The sequence below is a fragment of the Streptosporangium carneum genome (assembly GCF_027922005.1).
Taxonomy (GTDB): domain Bacteria; phylum Actinomycetota; class Actinomycetes; order Streptosporangiales; family Streptosporangiaceae; genus Streptosporangium; species Streptosporangium carneum.
Map to the genome: position 1 here is coordinate 374,354 of NZ_BSEV01000002.1, position 20,443 is coordinate 394,796.

Below are 20,443 nucleotides of genomic sequence, written 5' to 3' on the forward strand. Positions count from 1 at the left end.
GGACTACTCCCTTTCCAGAAGCGCGACGGGGTGCGCGGACAGCAGGTGGGCGAGCGGGATGCGCCCGGTGTGCTCGACGCCGGACAGCAGGTCCCGCCACCTGCCGTGCGGCAGTGTGATCGTCTCGCTCCCCCACCCTCCGCGCCTGGCCAGCCCGACCGGCAGCCGGGTGGCGACCGCGACCGCCCTGTCCCCGCGCGCGAAGGCGACGGCGTGCTCGTCCGCCTCGATCGGCACGTACGGCAGAGCCGGGTCGAGCCGCCCGCGCAGGCGCAGCGCCTGGACGGTGACCCGCAGCTTGTCCTCCTCCCAGGAGGAGCCCGTGTCCGCTCCGAGGCCGGCCCGTACGGGGTCGCCCGCTCCTTCGGCCAGGAGGGCGCGGCGGCGCGCGAAGTCCACGGGACGCCGGTTGTCCGGGTCGACGAGGGAGAAGTCGGTGATCTCGTTGCCCCAGTAGAGGTCGGGCACCCCGGGCAGCATGAGCTGCACGAGCTTCTGCCCCAGGGAGTTGGACCTGGCGTACGGCTCGATCATGGCGGCGAACGCGGCGACCGAGGCTCCGCACTCGTCGACGGCCCGGGTGACGAAGTCGCGGATGCCCTGCTCGTAGGCGGGGTCGGGAGTGGCCCAGGAGATCGAGGTCTTGGCCTCGCGGGCCGCCTTGAACAGGAACTCGAAGAACCTGTCGGGACCGATCGGCCAGGCCGCCATCAGGTTCTGCCACGCCAGATAGTCGAGCACCGGGTCGAAGGAGACCTTCGACGACCACTCCTCGACCGCCCGCGCCCACTCCTGCGGCAGCTCGGACAGCACCGCGAGGCGGGCCCGCACGTCCTCGGAGCGCTTGGTGTCGTGGGTGGACAGCGTCGTCATCGTCCCCGGCGCCATCCCCCGGCAGAACGCGTGGAAGCCGTCGACCGTGCCGCCGAACCTGTCGGGCTCCCCGCCCACCTCGTTCAGGCACGCCAGCGGGTACCACCGGTAGAGCGCGGTGTCCTCGACCCCCTTGGCCATCACGGGGCCGCAGGTCTGCTGGAAGCGGGTGACCGCCTCCGCCGGGCCGTACAGGACCCTGTCGACGACCTCCGCGACCGGGGCGCCCTCGGGCAGCCGGGTCGCGGCGAGGCGTCCGGCCGCCTCGACGATCTCGGCCGAGGCGGCGGGCACGGGCTCCCCGGGAACCGCGTAGGCCCGGTAGACCGGCATCGCGGCCAGCAGTTCGACCAGTGTCTCCCGGTCGGAGCCGACGACGGCGTGCAGCCGGTCGATCTCGGCGGCGAAGAACAGGTCGAGGACCTCCCGCTTCGACTGCCTGACCACCGTGGCGTAGTCGCGGGGCATGCCGGTGCGCGCGACGAACAGGTCGACCAGCGGCCGCTCCCCCGCCGGGTCGACGAACAGGCCGGTGATCCGGTTGAGCACGTCGTAGCCCGTGGTCCCGTCGCAGTCCCAGTCCGCGGGCAGCCGCTCCGAGCCGACCAGGATCTTCTCCGCGACCGTCCACACCCCCGACGCCTCGCGGAGCCTGGCCAGGTAGCCGCGCGGCTCGGCCAGGCCGTCCGGGTGGTCGACCCGCAGGCCGTGGACGACGCCGTCGCCGACCAGGCCGAGGATCACCTCGTGGGTCGCGTCGAAGACCTCGGGGTCCTCGACCCGCAGCCCGATCAGCGAGGACACGTCGAAGAAACGCCGGTAGCCGGGCCCCGAGCGCCACTCGACCAGCCGATAGTGGGTGTCGGGCAGCGGGAACTCGTGGTCGTGGTAGCGCAGCACGTCGCCGTCGGCGACCGGCTCGACGGAGTCGCCGATCACCGGCATGTTCAGCCTGCCGCCGCCGCCCTCCCAGTCGATGTCGAACCACGACGCGTACGGCGACGCCCGCCCCTCCCTCAGCACCGACCACAGCTGCCGGTTGCCCGACTCGGGCACCGGGACCGTCATGTGGTTGGGCACGATGTCCACGACGACTCCCAGGCCGTGCGCGGTCAGCGTCTCCGACAGCTCCCGCAGTCCCTCGACGCCGCCGAACTCCCGCCTGACCCGGGAGTGGTCGATCACGTCGTAGCCGTGCCGGGACTGGGGCGTCGCCTGCAGGATCGGCGAGAGGTAGACGTGGCTGACCCCCAGGTCCCGCAGGTAGGGGGCCAGCTCCGCGACCTCGGCGAAGCCGAAGTCGGGGGTCAGCTGGATCCGGTAGGTCGACAGCGGCGCGGGGAACGGTTTGCGCCCCGCCGCCTCGTGGGACGCCTCCGGCCCCTCCTGGAAGGGTCCCGGCTCCCCTGAGCGCTCGTTGAGCGGCCCCTCGAACGCCCCCTCGAAACGCTCAGACACGCCGCAACACCCTCACGGACCTGCCGGTCACCGGAACCTTCTCTCCCGCCCGGCAGACCCGGGTGTCCACCGTTATCGGCATCGCCGTGTCGATCTCCGTCAGCCACATGTCGCCGTAGTCCTTCGGAAGGGTGAATTCGATGACGTCGTGATGGGCGTTGAAAAGCAGCAGGAACGAGTCGTCGACGATCTGCCGCCCCCTGCGGTCCGGCTCGGTGATGGCGTCGCCGTTCAGGAAGACCGCCAGCGACTTGGCGTAGCCCACGTTCCAGTCCGCGTCGGTCATCTTCTCGCCCTGCGGGGTGAACCAGGCGATGTCGCTGAGGTTGTCCCCCGAGCCCCGCACCGGGCGGCCGTAGAAGAAACGACGCCTGCGGAAGACCGGGTGCTCGGCGCGGAGCTTGGCCAGGCGGCGGGTGAACTCCAGCAGCAGCCAGTTCTCCCTGACGTCCGACCAGTCGACCCAGCTCAGCTCGTTGTCCTGGCAGTAGACGTTGTTGTTGCCCTGCTGGGTGCGGCCGAGCTCGTCCCCGTGGGAGATCATCGGCACGCCCTGGGACAGGAACAGCGTGGTCAGGAAGTTGCGCTTCTGCTGCTCGCGCAGCGACTCGATCGCCAGTGAGGCGGGGCCCTCCGCGCCGCAGTTCCACGAGCGGTTGTCGTCGGTGCCGTCCCGGTTGTTCTCGCCGTTGGCCTCGTTGTGCTTGCCGTTGTAGGAGACCAGGTCCTGCAGGGTGAACCCGTCGTGGCAGGTGACGAAGTTGATCGAGGCGGCGGGCCTGCGGCTGTCGTCCTGGTAGAGGTCGCTGGAGCCGGTCAGCCTGGAGGCGAACTCCGGCAGGGAGGCGGGCTCGCCCCGCCACAGGTCGCGGATCGTGTCACGGTACATGCCGTTCCACTCGGTCCACCTGGCGGGGAAGTTGCCGACCTGGTATCCGCCCGGACCGACGTCCCACGGCTCGGCGATCAGTTTGACCTGCGACAGCACGGGGTCCTGCTGGACCAGGTCGAAGAAGGCGCTCAGCCGGTCGACCTCGTGCAGCTCCCGCGCCAGCGTGGCCGCCAGGTCGAACCTGAACCCGTCCACGTGCATCTCGATGACCCAGTAACGGAGCGAGTCCATGATCATTTGAAGCACGTGCGGGGAGCGCATGAACAGGCTGTTGCCGGTCCCCGTCGTGTCCATGTAGTAACGCTTGTCGTTCTCGACGAGGCGGTAGTAGCCGGGGTTGTCGATCCCCCGCATGCTCAGCGTCGGGCCCAGGTGGTTGCCCTCGGCCGTGTGGTTGTAGACCACGTCGAGGATGACCTCGATGTTCGCCTCGTGCAGCGCCTTGACCATGGCCTTGAACTCCAGCACCTGCCCGCCGCGCTGGCCGGTGCTCGAGTAGGCGTTGTGCGGGGCGAAGAACCCGATGCTGTTGTAGCCCCAGTAGTTCGTCAGGCCCCGTTCCGTCAGGACGTGGTCGGTGACGAACTGGTGCACCGGCATCAGCTCGATCGCCGTCACCCCGAGCGACGTCAGGTGGTCGACGATCTCCGGGTGGCCGATGGCCGCGTAGGTCCCGCGGATCCGCTCGGGGATCTTCGGGTGGTTTATGGTCAGGCCCTTGACGTGCGCCTCGTAGATGACCGTGTCGTGGTACGGCGTCGCGGGCGGACGGTCGTGCCCCCACCCGAAGAACGGGTTGATGACGATGGACCGGGGGACGAACGGGGCCGAGTCGGCGTCGTTGCGGCTGTCCGGCTGTCCGAAGCGGTAGCCGTACACCGCCTCGTCCCAGTTCACGTCCCCCTCGACCGCCTTGGCGTACGGGTCGAGCAGGAGCTTGGCGGGGTTGCAGCGCACCCCTCGCGCGGGGTCGTAGGGGCCGTGGACGCGGTAGCCGTACCGCTGACCAGGGCCGACGCCCGGAAGATAGCCGTGCCAGACGTATCCCTCGCACTCGGTGAAGGGAACCCTCGTCTCGCGGTTCTCCTCGTCGAACAGGCACAGCTCGACCCGCTCAGCGGCCTCGGTGAAAAGCGCGAAGTTGGTCCCCGCGCCGTCGTAGGTGGCCCCGAGGGGATAGGGGTCACCAGGCCAGATCTCGATCATTGCACCGCCCTTCAGCGGTGGGAAAACATGCCCCACGTTCTCCCTGTCATGCACACATGCCCACCTTTGTCATAGTGAACGTGATCCCGAGCAAAGTCATTGGCCGCTCCGACGGCGGGAAGCCCGCGTGACATGGGAGTATTCCGCGCTCTCCGGCGGGAGGACAGGACCCCGACCGGCGATTCGCGCAGCGACATGAGCCGGGGCCCTTACCCGGGACGCCGGCTGGAACACGGCCTGAGACACGGCCTGAGACACGGCCTGGGGCACGGCCTGGGGCACGGCCTGGGAGACCGCCCGGGACCCTGCCCGGACACGACCCGGGGGGCGAGCCCGTCAGCGCGGCGACGCCGGTCGGGAAAGCGCGTCGGCGAGCTCGCGCACCGCGGGTTCGTACCGCTTCAGCCCGGCACGGGCGACGAACTCCTCCGCCGCCTCCAAGTGGGCCGAGGCGCGCTCCGCGTCGCCGTCCAGCAGGGCGAGCCGCCCCAGGCACAGGTCCGTCACCGACCAGCCGAGCAGCCGGCCCGCGTTCGGGGCGAGCGTGCGGTACAGGATCCTCCCGGCGTCCACGTCGCCGAGCACGGCGCAGATCTCGCTGAGGGCGTCGGGCACGTACCGGTACGGCAGGTCGGGGCCGACGGGCGCGAATCCGTCGCGGGAGAGCTCGGCGAAGACGTCACGCGCCTCGCCCGCCCTGCCCAGGTCGGCCAGTGCCAGGCAGCGCAGGATCTGCCACGGCCGTTGCCCGGGACGCCGGTCGAGCATCTCCTCCGCCACCGCGAGCGCCTCAGCCGCCTCCCCGCCCGCCCGCAGGGCCAGGAAACGGAAGACGCCACGCCGCAGGTCGGCGTCGTCCCTGCCCAGCGCCCCCTCGGGGTAGGCGGCGGCGGACTCGTCGGCCGCCGCCAGGGCCTCGTCGAAACGCCCGCCCAGGTAGGCGTGGACCGCGCGCTGCCAGGCGGCCAGGCTCACCATCGAGGGAAGCCTGAGCCGGTCCGCGGTCTCCCCGAGCCACGCCAGCAGCTCGGGCGCCCGCTCCGTCCTGCCCTGGGCGGTCAGCTCGACGTAGGCGGTCTCACGGCCGATCCACTCGATGGCCAGGTCGCCGGTCCTGCGGCCGATCTCGGTGATCTCGTCGATGACCGCCTGCCTGCGGTCGTGGTCGTGGTCGGTCCTGGACAGCAGCTCCTGGACGATCAACGCTCTGGACAGGGTCCGGTCGTCGCCGGTGCGGCGGGCGAGCCGTACGGCCTCACCCGCCATCGCCGCGCTCTCCTCCACGGGCCTGGCCGTGGCACCGGTCATCGCGGCGGCGGCGAGCAGCTGGGCCCGCCAGGGCGAGCCCTCGGCCAGACGGGAGGCGAGGACCCGGTCGATGCGCTCGGCGAGCCTGTCGATGCCGGTCGTCTCCTCGTACATGGCCAGGGAGATCGGGTCGGAGAAGCCCAGCGCGGCCCTGGCGAGACGGTTGTCGTCGCCGAGCCCCTCCGCGATCTCCGCGGCGGCCTCGAGGGAGGCGTGGGCGGCGATGCTCATCCCCGCCGCCGCCTGCGCCTCGGCCAGGTCGAGGAGGAGGTCGCAGCGGAGCGCGTCGTCGGACCTGGGAAGCCGGTCGACCATCGCGATCGCCTGCTCCAGGTTCTCCACCGCGTCCTCGTGGGCGAACTGCGCCGTGGCCTGGACGGCGGCGCGCCGGGTGTAGCCGATGGCCTTGCCCGCCATCCTGGCGGTGAGCAGGCTCTCGCGGTAGTGGTGGGCGATCTCGGTGAGGCGTGTCCCGCTCCGCGCCTCGAGCACCTCGGCGATCCGGGCGTGCAGCCGCCTGCGGCGCAGCGGCGGCAACGCCTCACGCAGCACGTCACGGACGATGTCGTGGACGAAGCGGCAGGCCGGCCCCTCCCCCTCGGCCAGCAGCCCGGCCCTGACCGCCGCGTCGACGATGTCGAGCACCCGCTCCTGGGGCAGCTCGGCCACCTGGAGCAGGATGTCCGTGGCCGCGTCCCTGCCGAGCAGCGCCGCGACGGTCAGCACCTCCTCGGTGTCCGGCGGCAGGTCCGCCATCCGTCCTCGCACGACGTCGGACAGCGCCCGCGGGGTCTCGCCCAGCTGCAGGACCTCTCCCAGGAAGAACGGGTTGCCCGCGGTCAGCCTGCCCATCTCCGCGGCGCGGCCCGGGTCGGCCCCCGCCCTGCCGAGGTACTCCCTGATCTCCTCCTCGCCGAGCCCCCGCAGCAGGAGCCGCCGCACGTGCGGCAGCCGCAGCAGCGCGCCGAGGGCGTGCTCGAGCGCCCCGCCCTGACGCACGTCGGTGTCGCGGTAGGTCGCGACCACGGCCAGCTCCGGACAGAGCCTGGTCGAGGCGAGGAACTCCAGCAGCCGCAGCGACGAGGCGTCGGCCCACTGGAGGTCGTCGAGGACCACCAGGATCCGGCCGTGCTCGTTGAGCAACCCGGCGAAGGCCTCGTAGAGCTGGAACTGCCCGCCTCCCGCGAGCCTGGTCAGCCCGCCGTCCCCGCCGACCAGCTCCTGCACGGCCTGCGTCCACGGCCAGAAGGGCGGCGCGCCCGTGCCGTCCCAGCAGCGGCCCCACACCACCCGGCGTCCCCTGGCCAGCGCGGTCTCCGCGGTCTGTTCGGCGAGGCTGGTCTTGCCGATGCCCGGCTCCCCCGCCAGGAACACCACCCGGTGTCCCCCGCCGGTGATCGCCTCCTCCAGCACCCCGATCTCCGCGTCCCTGCCGACCAGCCGGCTCTCACGCGCCACAACCGCCCTGCCCCTGGGCACGAGCGCGGGATCCTGGGCGAGGATGCGCCGCTCCATCTCCCTCGACCTGGGGTCGGGGTCGAGACCGAACTCGTCGACCAGCAGGCTGCGCCCCTCCGCGAGCAGGGCCAGCGCGTCGGCCTGCCGTCCCGCCTGGTAGAGCGCGTGGGCTCCGAGCACGCGCAGGCGCTCCCTGAACGGATGGGCCGCGATCAGCTGCGCCAGCCCTCCGGTCGACGCCGCTCCCAGCCCGAGCGCGAGATCGCTCTCCGCGACGTCCTCCTGCAGGGTCAGCCTCAGCTCGGTCAGGTGCGCGATCTCCTCCGCCGCCCACGGGGCGTCCGCGAAGTCGGCGAGCGGCTCCCCTCGCCACTCGGCCAGTGCCAGCCGCAACCGCGCGCCCGCCGCCTCGTGGTCGCCCGCCGCGCCGAGCCGCCTGCCCTCCGCGGCGTGCTCACGCGCCCTGGCCAGGTCGAACGCGCTCTCCGGGATGTCGAGGGCGTAGCCGCCCGGCCTGCTGACCAGGACCGTGGGAGGCACCTCCCGCCTCCTGCCCGGCTCGAAGACGCGGCGGAGCTTGGAGACGTAGGCCTGCAGGGTGTTGGCCGCCCTGGGCGGCGGCTCGCCGTCCCAGAGGGCGTCCATCATGCGGTGCGGCCCGACGGGGCGGGGGGCGGCGAGCATGCACAGAGTCAGCACCGCCCGCTGCTGGTATGGCCCGACGTCCAGCGGTTCCCCGTCGTCGGCGATCACGCCGACCGGCCCCAGCACACGAAAGTCCATCCGGCCACCTCGCTCACGAACTCGGCAGATACTAGCCGTTCGCGCCCCCCGGCCAGACCGCCCTCCTCCCCGCCCACTCCCCTGGAAACCGTCCCCACACCGAAACCCACCCCCGCCGCCCCGCCCAGCCACGAGTTCACCCGCCCGCCCCCGCCACACCGAGAACCCACTCCCGCCGCCCCGCCCGCCCCCGCCACACCGAGACTTCCCCACACCGAAACCCACCCCCGCCACACCGGGGACCACTCATGGCGCCGGTACGGCGAGCGGCGGCACGGACCTGGTCGGCGCCGGTGAACGGCGCTCAACCAGGGGCTCGGCCCGGCACCCGACCCCCGTGAACGTTTCCGGGCGGCCGGTCAGCGCCGTTCCCTCAGCCAGAGCCGGTCGAGCCGTCCGGTGCCGTCACACAGCGAGCAGCCCTTCTCCATGCCCTTCTCCATCTCTTCCTTCACGTCCTTCTCCAGGTCGGCGCCGGTTCCGCGACCGGCCTCGGCGAGGGCCCGCCGACGGCCGGCCTCACCCCCGGCGGCAGCAGCACGACCGGCCTCACCGCTGACCGCGCACCTGGCGGTGCCCTCACCGTGGCACAGGCCGCACTCCATCAGGGCCGCGAACCTGGTGTCCCGGTAACTCCGCCGCAACAGCCTGTCCCGGCCGATCTGCCACTCCTGCACCCAGGCGAACGAGTCGGCCTCCCCGAAGATCCAGCCGTCTAGCGTCCGCATGTAAATGATCAGTAAGCTTGTCGCAGTGGCCCGGCCGCCGATCCGGACCTCGATGCCGTGTCTCAAGGATCGTCACCTCCTTGAAGGTTTCACCCCGTCGGAACCCAGCTTCCCTTTACTCCAGCTTGCGGCATCGACGACTGCCATTGGCAATTACCACAGGAATGTACCCCTGGCGGTTACCTTCCGAGATTGCCATAGGATGTTGCCGTTTGGTGGTTACCATGGCTGCGACCTGGGAATACTTCCGGGAGCAGGGGGCAGCCGTCCGCGTCGTCCACGGAAGAAAACAGAAGAAGAGGTGAGCGCCGATGGCCGGAACCAACCCCACTCTGCGCCGCCGACAGCTCGCCAGCCGCCTGCGGGAGCTTCGCGAACAGGCGGGGAAGAGCATCAGGGACGCCGCCGAGCAGCTCGAGTGCTCGCCGGCGAAGATCAGCCGGATCGAGACGGCCCAACGCGGCGCCCTCCCCCGGGACGTGCGCGATCTCTGCCTCTTCTACGGCGTGACCGACCAGGCGCAGATCGACGCCCTCATGACACTGGCACGCGAGGCCAAACAGCAGGTGTGGTGGCAGGAAACGGAGGACGTCGACTTCCGCCCCTTCCTCGGCCTGGAGATCGACGCCACCTCGATCTCCGAATACGAGACGACGACCGTTCCCGGGCTCCTTCAGACCGAGGACTACGCGCGCGCGATCATCAAGGGATATCTCCCCCGGATGAACACCGACGTCCTCGAAGAACGGGTCGCCTACCGGATGAGACGCCAGGAGCGTCTGCACGGCCCGCTGCCGCCCAATTACTGGGTTCTTCTCGACGAATCCGTGCTGCACCGCCATGTGGGCGGGACCGCTGTCATGAGAAAGCAGATGGAGCACCTCGCGACGGTCTCCGAACTCCCTCATGTGACCGTCCAGGTGATTCCTTTCACCGTTGGCGCGCACATGGGGTTCGACAGTGCTTTCGTTTTACTGGAGTTCTCCGACCAAACGATCGGGGACACGGTCTATCTCGATACCCTGATGGGTAGCTTCTACCTGGAGAAGGCCAAAGAACTTGAGCGTTTCAGGGAGACGCTCAACCATCTTCGCGCGGTGGCGCTGAGCCCACAGGAGTCGGCGGTCCACATCGCGAGGGCATACGACAGGTTCGCGACCTGATCGGCGCGGCCCGTCATCCAAGAAACCAGTCCCAACGAATTCTCACGGAGAGACGATGACGTCTTCCAAACCTGCCGACTTCTCCACTCTTGAGTGGCGGGTGTCCAGCCGGTGCAACAACGGCTCCTGCGTCGAGATCGCCAGGCTTCCCGGCGGGGGCGTGGGCATGCGCGACAGCAAGGACAAGAGTGGACCGGTGCTGGAGTTCACGGTCGCTGAATTCCGGGATTTCATACACGGCATCAAGGACGGAAGCCTCGGCCTGTAGCCCCTGCCCCTCAAAAAGGGGAGTGACATAGCATCGAACGGCACCGAAGGCGGATCCCGGAGGTGCCGTTTTGTTTTGCCCGACCCCTGAGGACCGTTTCGTCCGGGCGCCCCGCCCCCTCGCCGTATGGCCGGGCCGTTTCGCCCGTACGGGGCACACCGATTTCTCCCGCCCCGGCTCCACGGCTTTCCCCCGCCGCCCGGCCCTTTTGTCCGCATAGCCGGGGAATTGATTCCCGACGTCACACCGGACACTCACCGCCCAGCGACCACAGCGGAAATCACCGGCCGGGGGCGTGAAAATGGACTATAATTCCCCTGGCGCTGCGCTCTTCCACGGAAGAGTCGTCAATCTTTCCGGGAGGAAACGCATGGACGGCGGTTCGCGGTTCCAGGGAGCCATCTGGCGCTCGAGGTGCAGCAACGGAAACTGCGTCGAGGTCGCCTCGCAGCACGGCTGGGTCGGCGTGAGAGACGGCAAGGACGACGGGACAGGACCCGTCCTGTCATTCACCTTCGAGGAGTGGAGAGCCTTCATCACCGCCGCGAAGAACGGCGAGTTCGACGTCTGAGACGGACCGGCGTTCCCGTCCGGGCTTCGGGGTAGGCTCAGCGTTCTCATGAGTGGAGGACGCGCAGGATGAGCGGTTTCAAGAAGTTCCTGATGAGAGGAAACCTCGTCGAGCTCGCCGTGGCGGTGGTGGTCGGGGCGACCTTCAGCGGACTGGTGCAGGCCCTGGTCAAGGACCTCATCACACCGCTGATCGCCGCGGTCACCGGCGGCAAGGAGCCGGACTTCTCCCAGTACGTGTTCACGGTCAACGGCGCCAAGTTCATGTACGGCGACTTCATCAACCAGCTGCTGAGCTTCATGATCATCGCCTCGGTCATCTACTGGCTGGTCGTGCTCCCGATGAGCCGGCTCATCACCTTCTTCGACAGGAACAAGGAGGCCACGGAGAAGAAGTGCCCCGAGTGCCTCAGCAACATCCCCGTCGCGGCCAGGCGCTGCGCGTTCTGCACCGCGGAGCTGCAGACCGAGGCGGCGACGGCGCCCTCCGCCTGACCGGAGGCCGCTCGGCCCGTTCCACCGGGACCTCTTGAGACGATGAGGCCATGAGCTTCGAACTGGCCGTCTGGCACGAACCCGAGCCGATCACCCGCGAGCACGCGGAGAACGTCTTCAGGGCGCTCCGCCGCGGAGAGCCCGGGGCCGCCGGACCCCACCCCGGCGTGGCGGAGTTCGCCTCCCTGCTGCCGGAGGCCGAACAGCTCTCCCCCGCCCACGCCCTGGTCACCGTGGACCTGGAGCGGTCGGACGAGGTGGCGGGCGAGGCCTTCACGCTGGCCCGCCGGTGCGGGCTGGTCTGCTACGACCCCCAGCGGCGGCTGGTGCACAACCTGACGCCGCTCGGCGCCTATTCGGGCATGCAGCTGCGCACCGGTGACGGAATGATCGTCGTCGACCCCGACCTGCGGCTCGTCGGCGACGTCCTGACCACCATGTCGCCGCAGAACCCGTTCACGGCACTGGTCGTCTTCGGCGAGCACTTCGTCCAGACGTCGCCGGAGATCTCCGGGTACGAGCTGGAGTACAAGGACAGCCTGCGCGACGTGATGGTCCGCACCCACGTCCCCGACCTCGAAGCGGTCCAGGACGCCTTCTCCGAGTACGCCACGGACGACCGCGCCTTCCTGGAGCGCCACGAGTGGCGCCGGGTCTGACCGCCCCGCGGCGCGTCGTCAGCAGCCGCAGTCGCAGCTGCAGCAGTCGCCCTCACAGTTGCAGCACTCACAGCAGTTGCAGCAGTTGCAGCACTCGCCGCACTGCCCGCAGCCGTCACAACCGCTGGCGTCACACCGCTCCGTGCACGACTTGTACCGGTCCTCGTCCCACGGCGGCCGGTACAGGCCGCAGGTGCAGCAGGCCAGCGCGGCGCACATCATCGACAGCAGACCGCCGGGGTCGGGCTTGAGCCGCGGGTCGCGGTGCGGCGCCCCGGGCTTCTCCTGGTCCGGCTTCGTCCCGCCCCCCGCCCCTGCCCGGACACCGGCTTCGGCTTCGGCGAAGGCACGGGTGACGGAACGGCCGATCTCCTTGACCAGCAGGGCCTTGACCAGGGTCCGCCTCTCCAGATCGAGCTCGGCCACCGCCAGCCGCAGGCCGAGCAGCGCGTCGTCGCAGTGACGTCTGGCGGCGGCCAGGTCGGTGCCCGAGGCGACCAGCGGGTTGTAGGCTCCGGCGGCGCGGTCCCGCGCCAGGTCCTCGACCGCGTCGAGCAGGTGGGCGAGACGGCCGAAGTGACGTCCCGCCTCCTCCAACGACTCCCGGTTGTGCGGCTTTCCCGCGAGCAGCGCGGTGTGACCGAAGGCGGCGGCGACCGCGGCCTCCGTGGGGCCGGTCAGCTCCAGCAGGCGCAGGCCGGGGACGCCCTCGAGGCGGGTCTGCTCCTCGACCGCCCCGAGCAGGATCCCCGGGTCGAACCCGACGGCGACGGCCGTGCCCGAGCCCGCGGCCGACCAGCGTGCGGCGACGCGCTCGGCGACGGCGGCGACCGGCCGTCGCGCGTAGACGCCGTCCCCGTCGGCGACATGGTCCCTGATCTTGCCCGCGGCCAGGATCAGGGAGACCGAGGCCGCGAGCCGCACCCCCTCGGCCTCGACGACGTCGGCCCCCTTGAACCCGCGCAGGGCGCACGCCCCGGCGCGGCGGTGCGAGGAGGACGCGGCCCTCTGCGCCTCGGTGAGCACCGAGATGAGCAGGCCGTCGTAGTTGGTCACCAGCCGGGAGGCGTGGCCGTGCTCGTCCCTGAGCGCCAGGCAGAGGCCGCACAGGTGCGCCATCCACTCCTTGAACAACCCGCCGCACATCCCATGGCGGCACGGACGGACAATCCCAAACATCTTTTCCCTTTGCTGTGTGACGTGCTGTGCGACATACCGATTGATCCGTTCTGTGTGACTCACCGAACGGCCCGATGGTTGTCGTGTGATCGGCGTCGCGGGCCGCCCCGCCGTACGGCCCGCTCCACGCCTGGCCCGCCGGCCGTCCGCCGCGGAGCCCGGCGGGTCACTCTCCGGGGAAGCGGACCCCGATCTGTCCCCGTACCTCGTCCATGACCCGCATCACCTCGAGCGTCGAGCGCCAGGGGACGAGCGGGCTCTCCAGCAGGCCCTCCCGCAGGCAGCGCATCGCCTCGGCGGCCTCGTGCGCCATGCCGGTCCCCTCGTAGGGGACGTGGAAGGTCTCCGGGTCCGCGCCCAGGCGGTACAGGGTGAAGGAGTCCGGCCTGAAGAACAGGTGGGGCACCTCGATCCGGCCGAGCCTGCCGGAGACGGAGGCGGTGACCGGGCCGTCGACGGTGATCCCGCAGGACAGCAGCGCGACCGCGCCCCCCGGATGGCCGAGCAGCACGCCGGTGTTCTCGTCCACCCCCTCGGGGGTCAGCCTCGCCCACGACCGGACGCTCTCGGGAGCGCCGAGCACCAGGTTGGCGAAGGAGATCGGATAGACCCCCAGGTCGAGCAGGGCGCCTCCGCCCTGCGCCGGATCGCGGAGCCTGTGGTCGGGGCCGACGGACACGGAGATCCCGAAGTCGGCGTGCACCGCCTCGACCTGGCCGATCGCGCCGTCCTCGAGCAGCTCCACGATCCTGCGGATGGCGGGGTTGCAGCGCATCCACATGGCCTCCATGAGGAACAGCCCGCGCTCGGCCGCGAGGTCGACCAGCTCCGCGGCCTCGGCGGCGTTCAATGTGAACGCCTTCTCGCACAGGACGGCCTTGCCCGCGTTCAGGCAGGTGAGCACCGCGTCCCGGTGGGCGTTCTGGGTGTTGGCGACGTAGACGATGTCCACGTCCTCGTCGGCGGCCAGCTCCGCCCACGAACCGTGGGCGCGGGGGATGCCGTGACGCCGCGCGAAGGCCTCCGCCGACTCCCGCGTCCTGGACCCGACCGCGACCACCTCGGCGTCGGGCAGGAGTTTCAGGGCCTCGGTGAACGTGGCGGCGATCCCGCCGGTCGCCAGGATGCCCCACCTGATTGTGCTCATAGCGACATATCTCACCACGTATGGCCCATAACGCGTACGGCCCGCGCGTGGACCGTCGGCGCGGGCCGTACCCGGCGGGCCTGTGACGCCCGCCGAGCCGCGCGTCACAGGTCAGCCGTGCGTGGCGAGACCCGCGACGCGGCGCGCGGCCGTCCTTCGGCAGGCCTGTGGCGGCCATGACGGGCCGTACGCGCCGGGCCCTGGTTCAGGCGCGGGAGCCAGGCGAGCGGGCCGTACGCGGCTTGTGGGCGGGCTGAGGGTGGTTTCAGGGCGAAGGCGGGCGCCTCAGCCCCGGGTGTCGGCGAGCAGTGCCCTGAGCGCCAGGTCCGGGTGGTCGCGCAGCACGCCGCGCATCCGCCACTCGTCGGTGAACAGCGCCAGCAGTTCCCCGTCGAGCGCGCGGGTGAAGACCTCGACGCCCCGCTGGCGGGCCAGGATCGGCGCGGACTCGGCGTCGGTGATCCTGGCGAGGCTGAAGTCGAGCCGGTCCATGGCGATCTCGGTGTTGAACTCCCCGGCGAGGCGGTGCTTGACCACGTCGAACTGCATCGGCCCCACCGCGGCGAGCACCGGCGACTGGTCGCCTCTGACGTCGGAGCGCAGGACCTGGACGACGCCCTCCGCCTCCATCTGGTCGATGCCCTTGCGGAACTGCTTGGCCCTGCTGGAGTCGCGGCAGCGGGCGGTCCAGAAGTGCTCGGGGGCGAAGCTCGGGATCTTCGGGAACTCGACCTGCGAGCCGTCGTAGAGGGTGTCGCCGGGGCGCAGGGCGGTGGCGTTCACCAGGCCGATCACGTCGCCGGGGAACGCCTCGTCGATCGTGGCGCGATCCTGGCCGAAGACCGACTGGGCGTACTTCGTCGCGAAGGGGCGGCCCGTGGCCGCGTGGGTCAGCACCATGCCGCGCTCGAACCGGCCCGAGCAGACCCGGACGAACGCGATCCGGTCGCGGTGCGAGGGGTCCATGTTGGCCTGCACCTTGAAGACCAGCCCGGAGAAGGGCTCCTCCAGCGGGCGCGGGTCGTCCTTGACGTCGGGACGGGGCGCGGGGGCGGGGGCGATGTCGACCATGGCGTCGAGCAGGCGGCCGACGCCGAAGTTGTTCAGGGCCGCGCCGAACAGCACCGGTGTGGACTCGTGCGCCTCGAAGGCCTTCTGGTCGTGGTCGGAGCCGATCGCGGAGAGCAGGTCGACCTCGTCCTTGGCGCGCTCCCAGTCCTCACCGATCTCGGCGAGGGCCTGCTCGGGGGTGAGGTCGGTCTCGATGGCCTTGGTCGCCCCGCCGGGGGTGCGGGTGTAGCGGACGGCCTGGTCGACGACGCGGTCGATGACGCCGTGGAAGAAGCCGCCGGTGCCGATCGGCCAGGTGATCGGGGTCGGCCGGAGGCCGGTCTTCTCCTGGATCTCGTCCAGCAGCTCCAGGGCCTCCCGGCCCGGGCGGTCCCACTTGTTGACGAACGTGATGACCGGGATGCGGCGGTGGCGGCAGACCTCGAACAGCTTCAGGGTCTGCGGCTCCATGCCCTTGGCGGCGTCGAGCAGCATGACGGCGCAGTCGACGGCGGCCAGCACCCGGTAGGTGTCCTCGGAGAAGTCGGCGTGGCCGGGGGTGTCGACCAGGTTGAACATGTGGTCGCGGTATTCGAACCTGAGGGCCGCCGAGGTGATGGAGATGCCCCTGGCCTTCTCCATGTCCATCCAGTCGGAGGTGACGCCGCGGCGTCCGGCCTTGCCGTGCACGGCGCCGGCCTCGCTGATGGCGGAGGCGTGCAGCGCGAGCGCCTCGGTCATCGTCGACTTGCCGGCGTCGGGGTGGCTGATCACCGCGAACGTACGGCGACGCGCCGCCTCCTGAGTGACCGCGGTCATTTCCTGCTCTCCTAGACGTGTGTGGGGTGGGGAGCTCCCGGCACACTGCGGGGCGCCGAAACAGCTTACGCGCCGTCGTGACGCCGTCGTGGCGGCCAACTGATGTGACGACACTTCCCCAGGCCGCTTGCGCCACCATGGTGTTAAGTGGATTGTGGAACCTCTCGGTTCGCCCGTGCCCATCCCGACTGCCCGAAAGCGACTCGCTCGTGCAACTCGACCTTCCAGTGGTGTGCAGATGATCACCCTCCGGTACGCAGCCGGTTCCGATGTCGGCCGGGTCCGCCAGGGCAACGAGGACGCGGCGTACGCCGGCGCCCGGCTGCTCGCCGTCGCCGACGGGATGGGCGGCCACGTGGGCGGGGAGGTGGCCAGCTCGGCGGCGATCGCCGCGGTCGCGTACCTGGACCACGAGTGCCCCGGCGAGCTGGTCGCCGCCGCGGAGGCCGGGATCCGCAAGGCCAACCAGCGCCTGCGCGAGCTGGTCGAGCAGGATCCGTCCCTGACCGGGATGGGCACCACGCTGACCCTGATGCTGTGGGACGGCCCGCGGGTCGCCCTGGCCCACATCGGCGACTCCCGGGCCTACCTGCTCCGCAACGGCGACCTCTACCAGATCACCTACGACCACACCCTGGTCCAGACGCTGATGGACGACGGCCGGATCACCGCGGAGGAGGCCGCCAGGCACCCGCACAGGTCGATCCTGCTCCAGGTCCTCGACGGCGGCGACAACACCGAGCCCGACCTCTCGCTGCGGGACGCCGAGGTCGGCGACCGCTACCTGCTCTGCTCGGACGGCCTGTCCGGGGTCGTCGAGGCCGAGCGGCTGCGTCACGTGCTCGCCGAGGTCGACGACCTCGGCGAGGTGACGCGGCAGCTCATCGAGCTGGCGTGCGAGGCGGGCGGCCCGGACAACATCACCTGTGTGGTCGCGGACGTCGTCGAGGGTCCCGCCGAGGACGACACCCCCGTGGTCGTCGGCTCCGCCAGCCCCTCCTGAGGGCGGGCGCACCGCCCGAGGTCCCGCGGGCGCCGCTCCTGCGGGCCTCCCGCCGGGGCGCCTCGCGGGCGCCGCTTCCCACGGCTCTCCCGGGGCCGGGCCCGACCGTGCCCGCCACCCTCGGCTCTCCTCCCGAAGGGTGTTCCGGTGAGTCCTGGTCGCGGCGGGGAGCAGGCGCTATCGTCGGTGATCAGTGCTCCTCAGCGATCGTCACCCGGAGGGATGTCCGTCGTGTACAAGGAATTCGCCATCGAGGCGATCGTGTGGCTCATCCCCGTCGTGATCCTTGTCGGGCTGGCGTTCATGATCACGCGACCGGTCTGACGCTCTCCCGGGAAGCCGGGGCATCGGGACACGGGTCCCCCCGCCCCGGCTTCGTCGTGTCCGGCGGCGTTCCGCACCCCCGGTGACCTGCCCCGCCACTCCAACTTCCGACATTTTCGTTTTTTCGGGAACTATCCCTTTAACTCAATCTTTATGTGTATATAGTCAAACACACGCGCTCGGGGGAGCGTCATCAGCAGGTACAGCAGGGGGACCTCGCACACCTATGGGCATGTTCATCGATGCCGTCTTAGCTTTCCCGACCGTTTTGTTCACATTTGCCGTTGTGGTGGTCATCGGCTTCTGGCTGCTCACGGCGTTCGGCGCGATCGGGGCCGACGGCGACATTCAGGGTGACGGGGGCGAGACCGGGGTCACAGGGGGCCTCGCCGGTCTCGTGCGCGGCCTCGGACTGGGGGGCGTCCCCGTCTCCGTGGTCGTGTCACTGCTGGTGATCATCGCCTGGTTCGCCAGCCTGGTCGGCGGCGTGCTGCTCGCTGGCACCCCCGCGCTGGCCGCCGTGCCGTTCGGGGCCGTCGCCTGCGCCTGGGTGTGCACCCGCCTGATCGTGCTGCCGCTGCGCCGCGCCGTGCCGAAGGAGCGCGTCCCCTCCAGGAACGACTTCGTCGGGCGGACCTGCGTCATCCGCACCGGCAGGGTCAGCGGGGAGTTCGGCCAGGCCGAGGTCACCGCCGCGGACGGCTCCTCCGCTCTCGTTCAAGTCCGTCAGACCGGCGACGACGTTTTCGGCGCCGGAAGCACCGCTCTGATATTCGCCTACGACGCCGCGGGCGAATTCTTCTGGGTGATGCCGTACGCCGCCGAACTCGACCCTGACCGTCCTATTTAGCTGAAGGGCCACATGGACGTCATATCCACCGGGCTCGGCGTTCTGCTCGCCGTCGTCCTCCTCGTCGTCATCGGTCTGGTCTTCATGGCCAGCCGCCTGTTCAACAAGGTCGAACAGGGCAAGGCGCTCATCGTCTCCAAAATCAACAAGGTGGACGTCACCTTCACCGGGGCGATCGTGCTGCCGGTGTTCCACAGGTCCGAGGTCATGGACATCTCGGTGAAGACCATCGAGATCGAGCGGTCCGGCAACGAGGGGCTGATCTGCCGGGACAACATCAGGGCCGACATCCGGATCACCTTCTTCGTCCGGGTCAACAAGACCGTCGAGGACGTGGTGAAGGTCGCCCAGGCCATCGGCACCGCGAGGGCCAGCCACCAGGAGACGCTGCAGGAGCTGTTCAACGCCAAGTTCTCCGAGGCGCTGAAGACGGTCGGCAAGCAGCTCGACTTCATCGACCTCTACACCCAGCGCGACCACTTCCGCGACCAGATCGTCCAGGTCATCGGCACCGACCTGAACGGCTACAGCCTGGAGGACGCGGCGATCGACTACCTGGAGCAGACCCCGCTGACCAAGCTCGACCCCGCGAACATCCTCGACGCCCAGGGCATCCGCAAGATCACTGAGCTGACCGCGATCGAGCACGTGCGGACCAACGAGTTCCAGCGGCGCGAGGAGAAGGAGATCACCCGCCAGAACGTCGACGCACGGGAGGCCATCCTCGAGCTGGAGCGCCGTCAGGCCGACGCGGAGATCAAGCAGAAGCGCGAGGTCGAGACCATGCGCGCCCGCGAGGAGGCGGAGATCTCCCGGGTCAGGTCCGAGGAGCGGCTCAAGGCCCAGGCGGCCGCGATGCGCACCGACGAGCAGCTCGGCATCCAGCAGGAGAACCAGGCCCGCGAGATCGCCGTGGCGGCCAAGAACCGCGAGCGCGTCCTGGCCATCGAGACCGAGCGGATCGAGAAGGACCGCCTGCTGGAGGTCATCTCCCGCGAGCGCGAGACCGAGCTGTCGCGCATCTCCAAGGACAAGGAGGTGGAGGGCGAGAAGCGCTCCATCGCCGAGGTGATCAGGGAGCGGATCGCGGTCGAGAAGACCGTCGCCGAGCAGGAGGAGAACATCAAGCGCCTGCGGGTGGTCGAGGAGGCCGAGCGGACCCGCCAGGCCGTGATCATCCAGGCCGAGGCCGAGGCGCAGGAGAACCTCGTCAAGGACATCAAGGCCGCGGAGGCGGCCGAGGCCGCGTCCAGGCACAAGGCGCGCGAGGCGCTGGTGCTGGCCGAGTCGCGGCAGCAGGCCGCCGAGCTCGACGCCCGCGCCAAGATCCGCCTGGCCGAGGGCGTCCAGGCCGAGGCGGCCGCGGTCGGCCTGGCCGAGGTGCAGGTCCGCGAGCGGGACGCGGCGGCGATCGAGAAGGTCGGCCGCGCCGAGGCCGCGGTCGAGCGGGAGAAGGCGCTGGCGGTCGCCGAGGGCGACCAGGCGAAGGCCCACGCGGCGGCCACCGCGGTGCGCGAGAGGCTCAAGGCCGAGGCGGACGGCGAGCAGGCCATGGCCCTGGCCGCCGCGACCGCGGTCGGCGAGAAGCTCAAGGCCGAGGCGGAGGGTCTCACCCAGAAGGCCGCGGCCATGGCCGCGCTGGACGACGCGACCCGCGCCCACGAGGAGTACCGCCTGCGTCTGGAGGCCGACAAGGAGGTCCGCCTCGCGGGGGTCAACGCGCAGCTGAAGGTCGCCGAGTCCCAGGCGGCCGTGCTGTCCGCGGGCCTGTCGAAGGCCAGCATCGACATCGTGGGCGGCGACAGCGTGTTCTTCGACCGGTTGATGGGCTCGATCACCATGGGCAAGAGCGTGGACGGCTTCGTCAAGCACTCCGAGGTGGCCCAGACGCTGGCCGGGCCGTACCTGGACGGCTCGCAGAGCCTGCCCGCCGACCTGGCCAGGGTGCTCGGCTCGATCGACACCGCCGACGTGCGGAACCTGTCCCTGTCCGCGCTGCTGGTGAAGATGATCAACTCGGGCGGCCCCGACGCGGACAGGCTGCGTGAGCTGGTCGGCGCGGCGCAGCCCGCGACCACGGTGGCAGGCGGCGTGGCGGTGCCCGCGACCGGCACCGTGCCTCCCGCCACCCTGCCCTCCACGGTGTCTTTCGCTGAAACCTCGACGCAGGTCCCGGTCGGCTCGCTCGACGCCGGCGAGAAGTGACGGCG

Annotated in this window: 15 protein-coding genes; 8 read left to right on the plus strand and 7 right to left on the minus strand. The window is 70.4% G+C overall.

The features are described 5' to 3' along the window. Positions 1-3: 3 nt before the first annotated feature. The 4 genes from treY to PKF00_RS07775 form a co-directional block, all read right to left on the minus strand. A complete protein-coding gene (treY, locus tag PKF00_RS07760; protein ID WP_271216688.1) occupies positions 4-2,331 on the minus strand; it encodes a malto-oligosyltrehalose synthase in 2,328 nt (775 codons plus the stop codon). Then, a complete protein-coding gene (glgX, locus tag PKF00_RS07765; protein WP_271216689.1) occupies positions 2,324-4,429 on the minus strand; it encodes a glycogen debranching protein GlgX in 2,106 nt (701 codons plus the stop codon). Before glgX ends, treY begins: the two co-directional genes overlap by 8 nt. 336 nt (positions 4,430-4,765) lie before the next feature. Beyond that, positions 4,766-7,978: an ATP-binding protein gene (locus PKF00_RS07770; RefSeq protein ID WP_271216690.1), complete on the minus strand. Its 3,213-nt coding sequence runs from the start codon at positions 7,976-7,978 to the stop codon at positions 4,766-4,768. 359 nt (positions 7,979-8,337) lie between these two features. Further along, complete coding sequence (locus tag PKF00_RS07775; RefSeq protein ID WP_271216691.1) at positions 8,338-8,706, minus strand: hypothetical protein; 369 nt, start codon at positions 8,704-8,706, stop codon at positions 8,338-8,340. 311 nt (positions 8,707-9,017) lie between these two features. Between PKF00_RS07775 and PKF00_RS07780 the strand changes: the two genes are divergently transcribed. From PKF00_RS07780 to PKF00_RS07800, 5 genes are all read left to right on the plus strand, one after another. Beyond that, the gene (locus tag PKF00_RS07780; RefSeq protein ID WP_271216692.1) at positions 9,018-9,869 is read left to right on the plus strand and encodes a helix-turn-helix domain-containing protein; all 852 of its coding nucleotides are present in this window, start codon (positions 9,018-9,020) and stop codon (positions 9,867-9,869) included. Between the two features lie 55 nt (positions 9,870-9,924). After that, positions 9,925-10,137, plus strand: coding sequence for a DUF397 domain-containing protein (locus PKF00_RS07785; protein WP_271216693.1), 213 nt, complete (start codon positions 9,925-9,927; stop codon positions 10,135-10,137). 370 nt (positions 10,138-10,507) lie between these two features. Beyond that, the gene (locus tag PKF00_RS07790; RefSeq protein WP_271216694.1) at positions 10,508-10,708 is read left to right on the plus strand and encodes a DUF397 domain-containing protein; all 201 of its coding nucleotides are present in this window, start codon (positions 10,508-10,510) and stop codon (positions 10,706-10,708) included. Positions 10,709-10,776: 68 nt separating this feature from the next. Beyond that, on the plus strand, positions 10,777-11,202 hold the full coding sequence (gene mscL / locus PKF00_RS07795) for a large conductance mechanosensitive channel protein MscL (protein WP_271216695.1): 426 nt from the start codon (positions 10,777-10,779) through the stop codon (positions 11,200-11,202). Positions 11,203-11,252: 50 nt separating this feature from the next. Further along, complete coding sequence (locus PKF00_RS07800) at positions 11,253-11,861, plus strand: hypothetical protein (RefSeq protein WP_271216696.1); 609 nt, start codon at positions 11,253-11,255, stop codon at positions 11,859-11,861. A gap of 18 nt (positions 11,862-11,879) precedes the next feature. Here PKF00_RS07800 and PKF00_RS07805 read toward each other — a convergent pair whose 3' ends face one another. From PKF00_RS07805 to PKF00_RS07815, 3 genes are all read right to left on the minus strand, one after another. Then, positions 11,880-13,040 carry a DUF5685 family protein gene (locus PKF00_RS07805; protein ID WP_271216697.1) on the minus strand — a complete coding sequence of 387 codons (1,161 nt, stop codon included), beginning with the start codon at positions 13,038-13,040 and terminating at the stop codon, positions 11,880-11,882. Between the two features lie 166 nt (positions 13,041-13,206). Next, complete coding sequence (locus tag PKF00_RS07810; RefSeq protein WP_271216698.1) at positions 13,207-14,187, minus strand: Gfo/Idh/MocA family protein; 981 nt, start codon at positions 14,185-14,187, stop codon at positions 13,207-13,209. Between the two features lie 285 nt (positions 14,188-14,472). Further along, positions 14,473-16,056 (minus strand): peptide chain release factor 3, encoded by a 1,584-nt coding sequence (locus PKF00_RS07815; protein ID WP_271216699.1) that lies wholly within the window; start codon positions 16,054-16,056, stop codon positions 14,473-14,475. 238 nt (positions 16,057-16,294) lie between these two features. On the opposite strand from PKF00_RS07815, the gene PKF00_RS07820 reads away from it, so the two are divergent. From PKF00_RS07820 to PKF00_RS07830, 3 genes are all read left to right on the plus strand, one after another. Next, positions 16,295-17,059 (plus strand): PP2C family protein-serine/threonine phosphatase, encoded by a 765-nt coding sequence (locus PKF00_RS07820; protein WP_271216700.1) that lies wholly within the window; start codon positions 16,295-16,297, stop codon positions 17,057-17,059. A 610-nt stretch (positions 17,060-17,669) separates the two neighbouring features. Then, the gene (locus PKF00_RS07825; RefSeq protein WP_271216701.1) at positions 17,670-18,233 is read left to right on the plus strand and encodes an OB-fold-containig protein; all 564 of its coding nucleotides are present in this window, start codon (positions 17,670-17,672) and stop codon (positions 18,231-18,233) included. Between the two features lie 12 nt (positions 18,234-18,245). Continuing rightward, positions 18,246-20,438 carry a flotillin family protein gene (locus PKF00_RS07830; RefSeq protein WP_271216702.1) on the plus strand — a complete coding sequence of 731 codons (2,193 nt, stop codon included), beginning with the start codon at positions 18,246-18,248 and terminating at the stop codon, positions 20,436-20,438. The last annotated feature ends 5 nt before the right edge of the window (positions 20,439-20,443 follow it).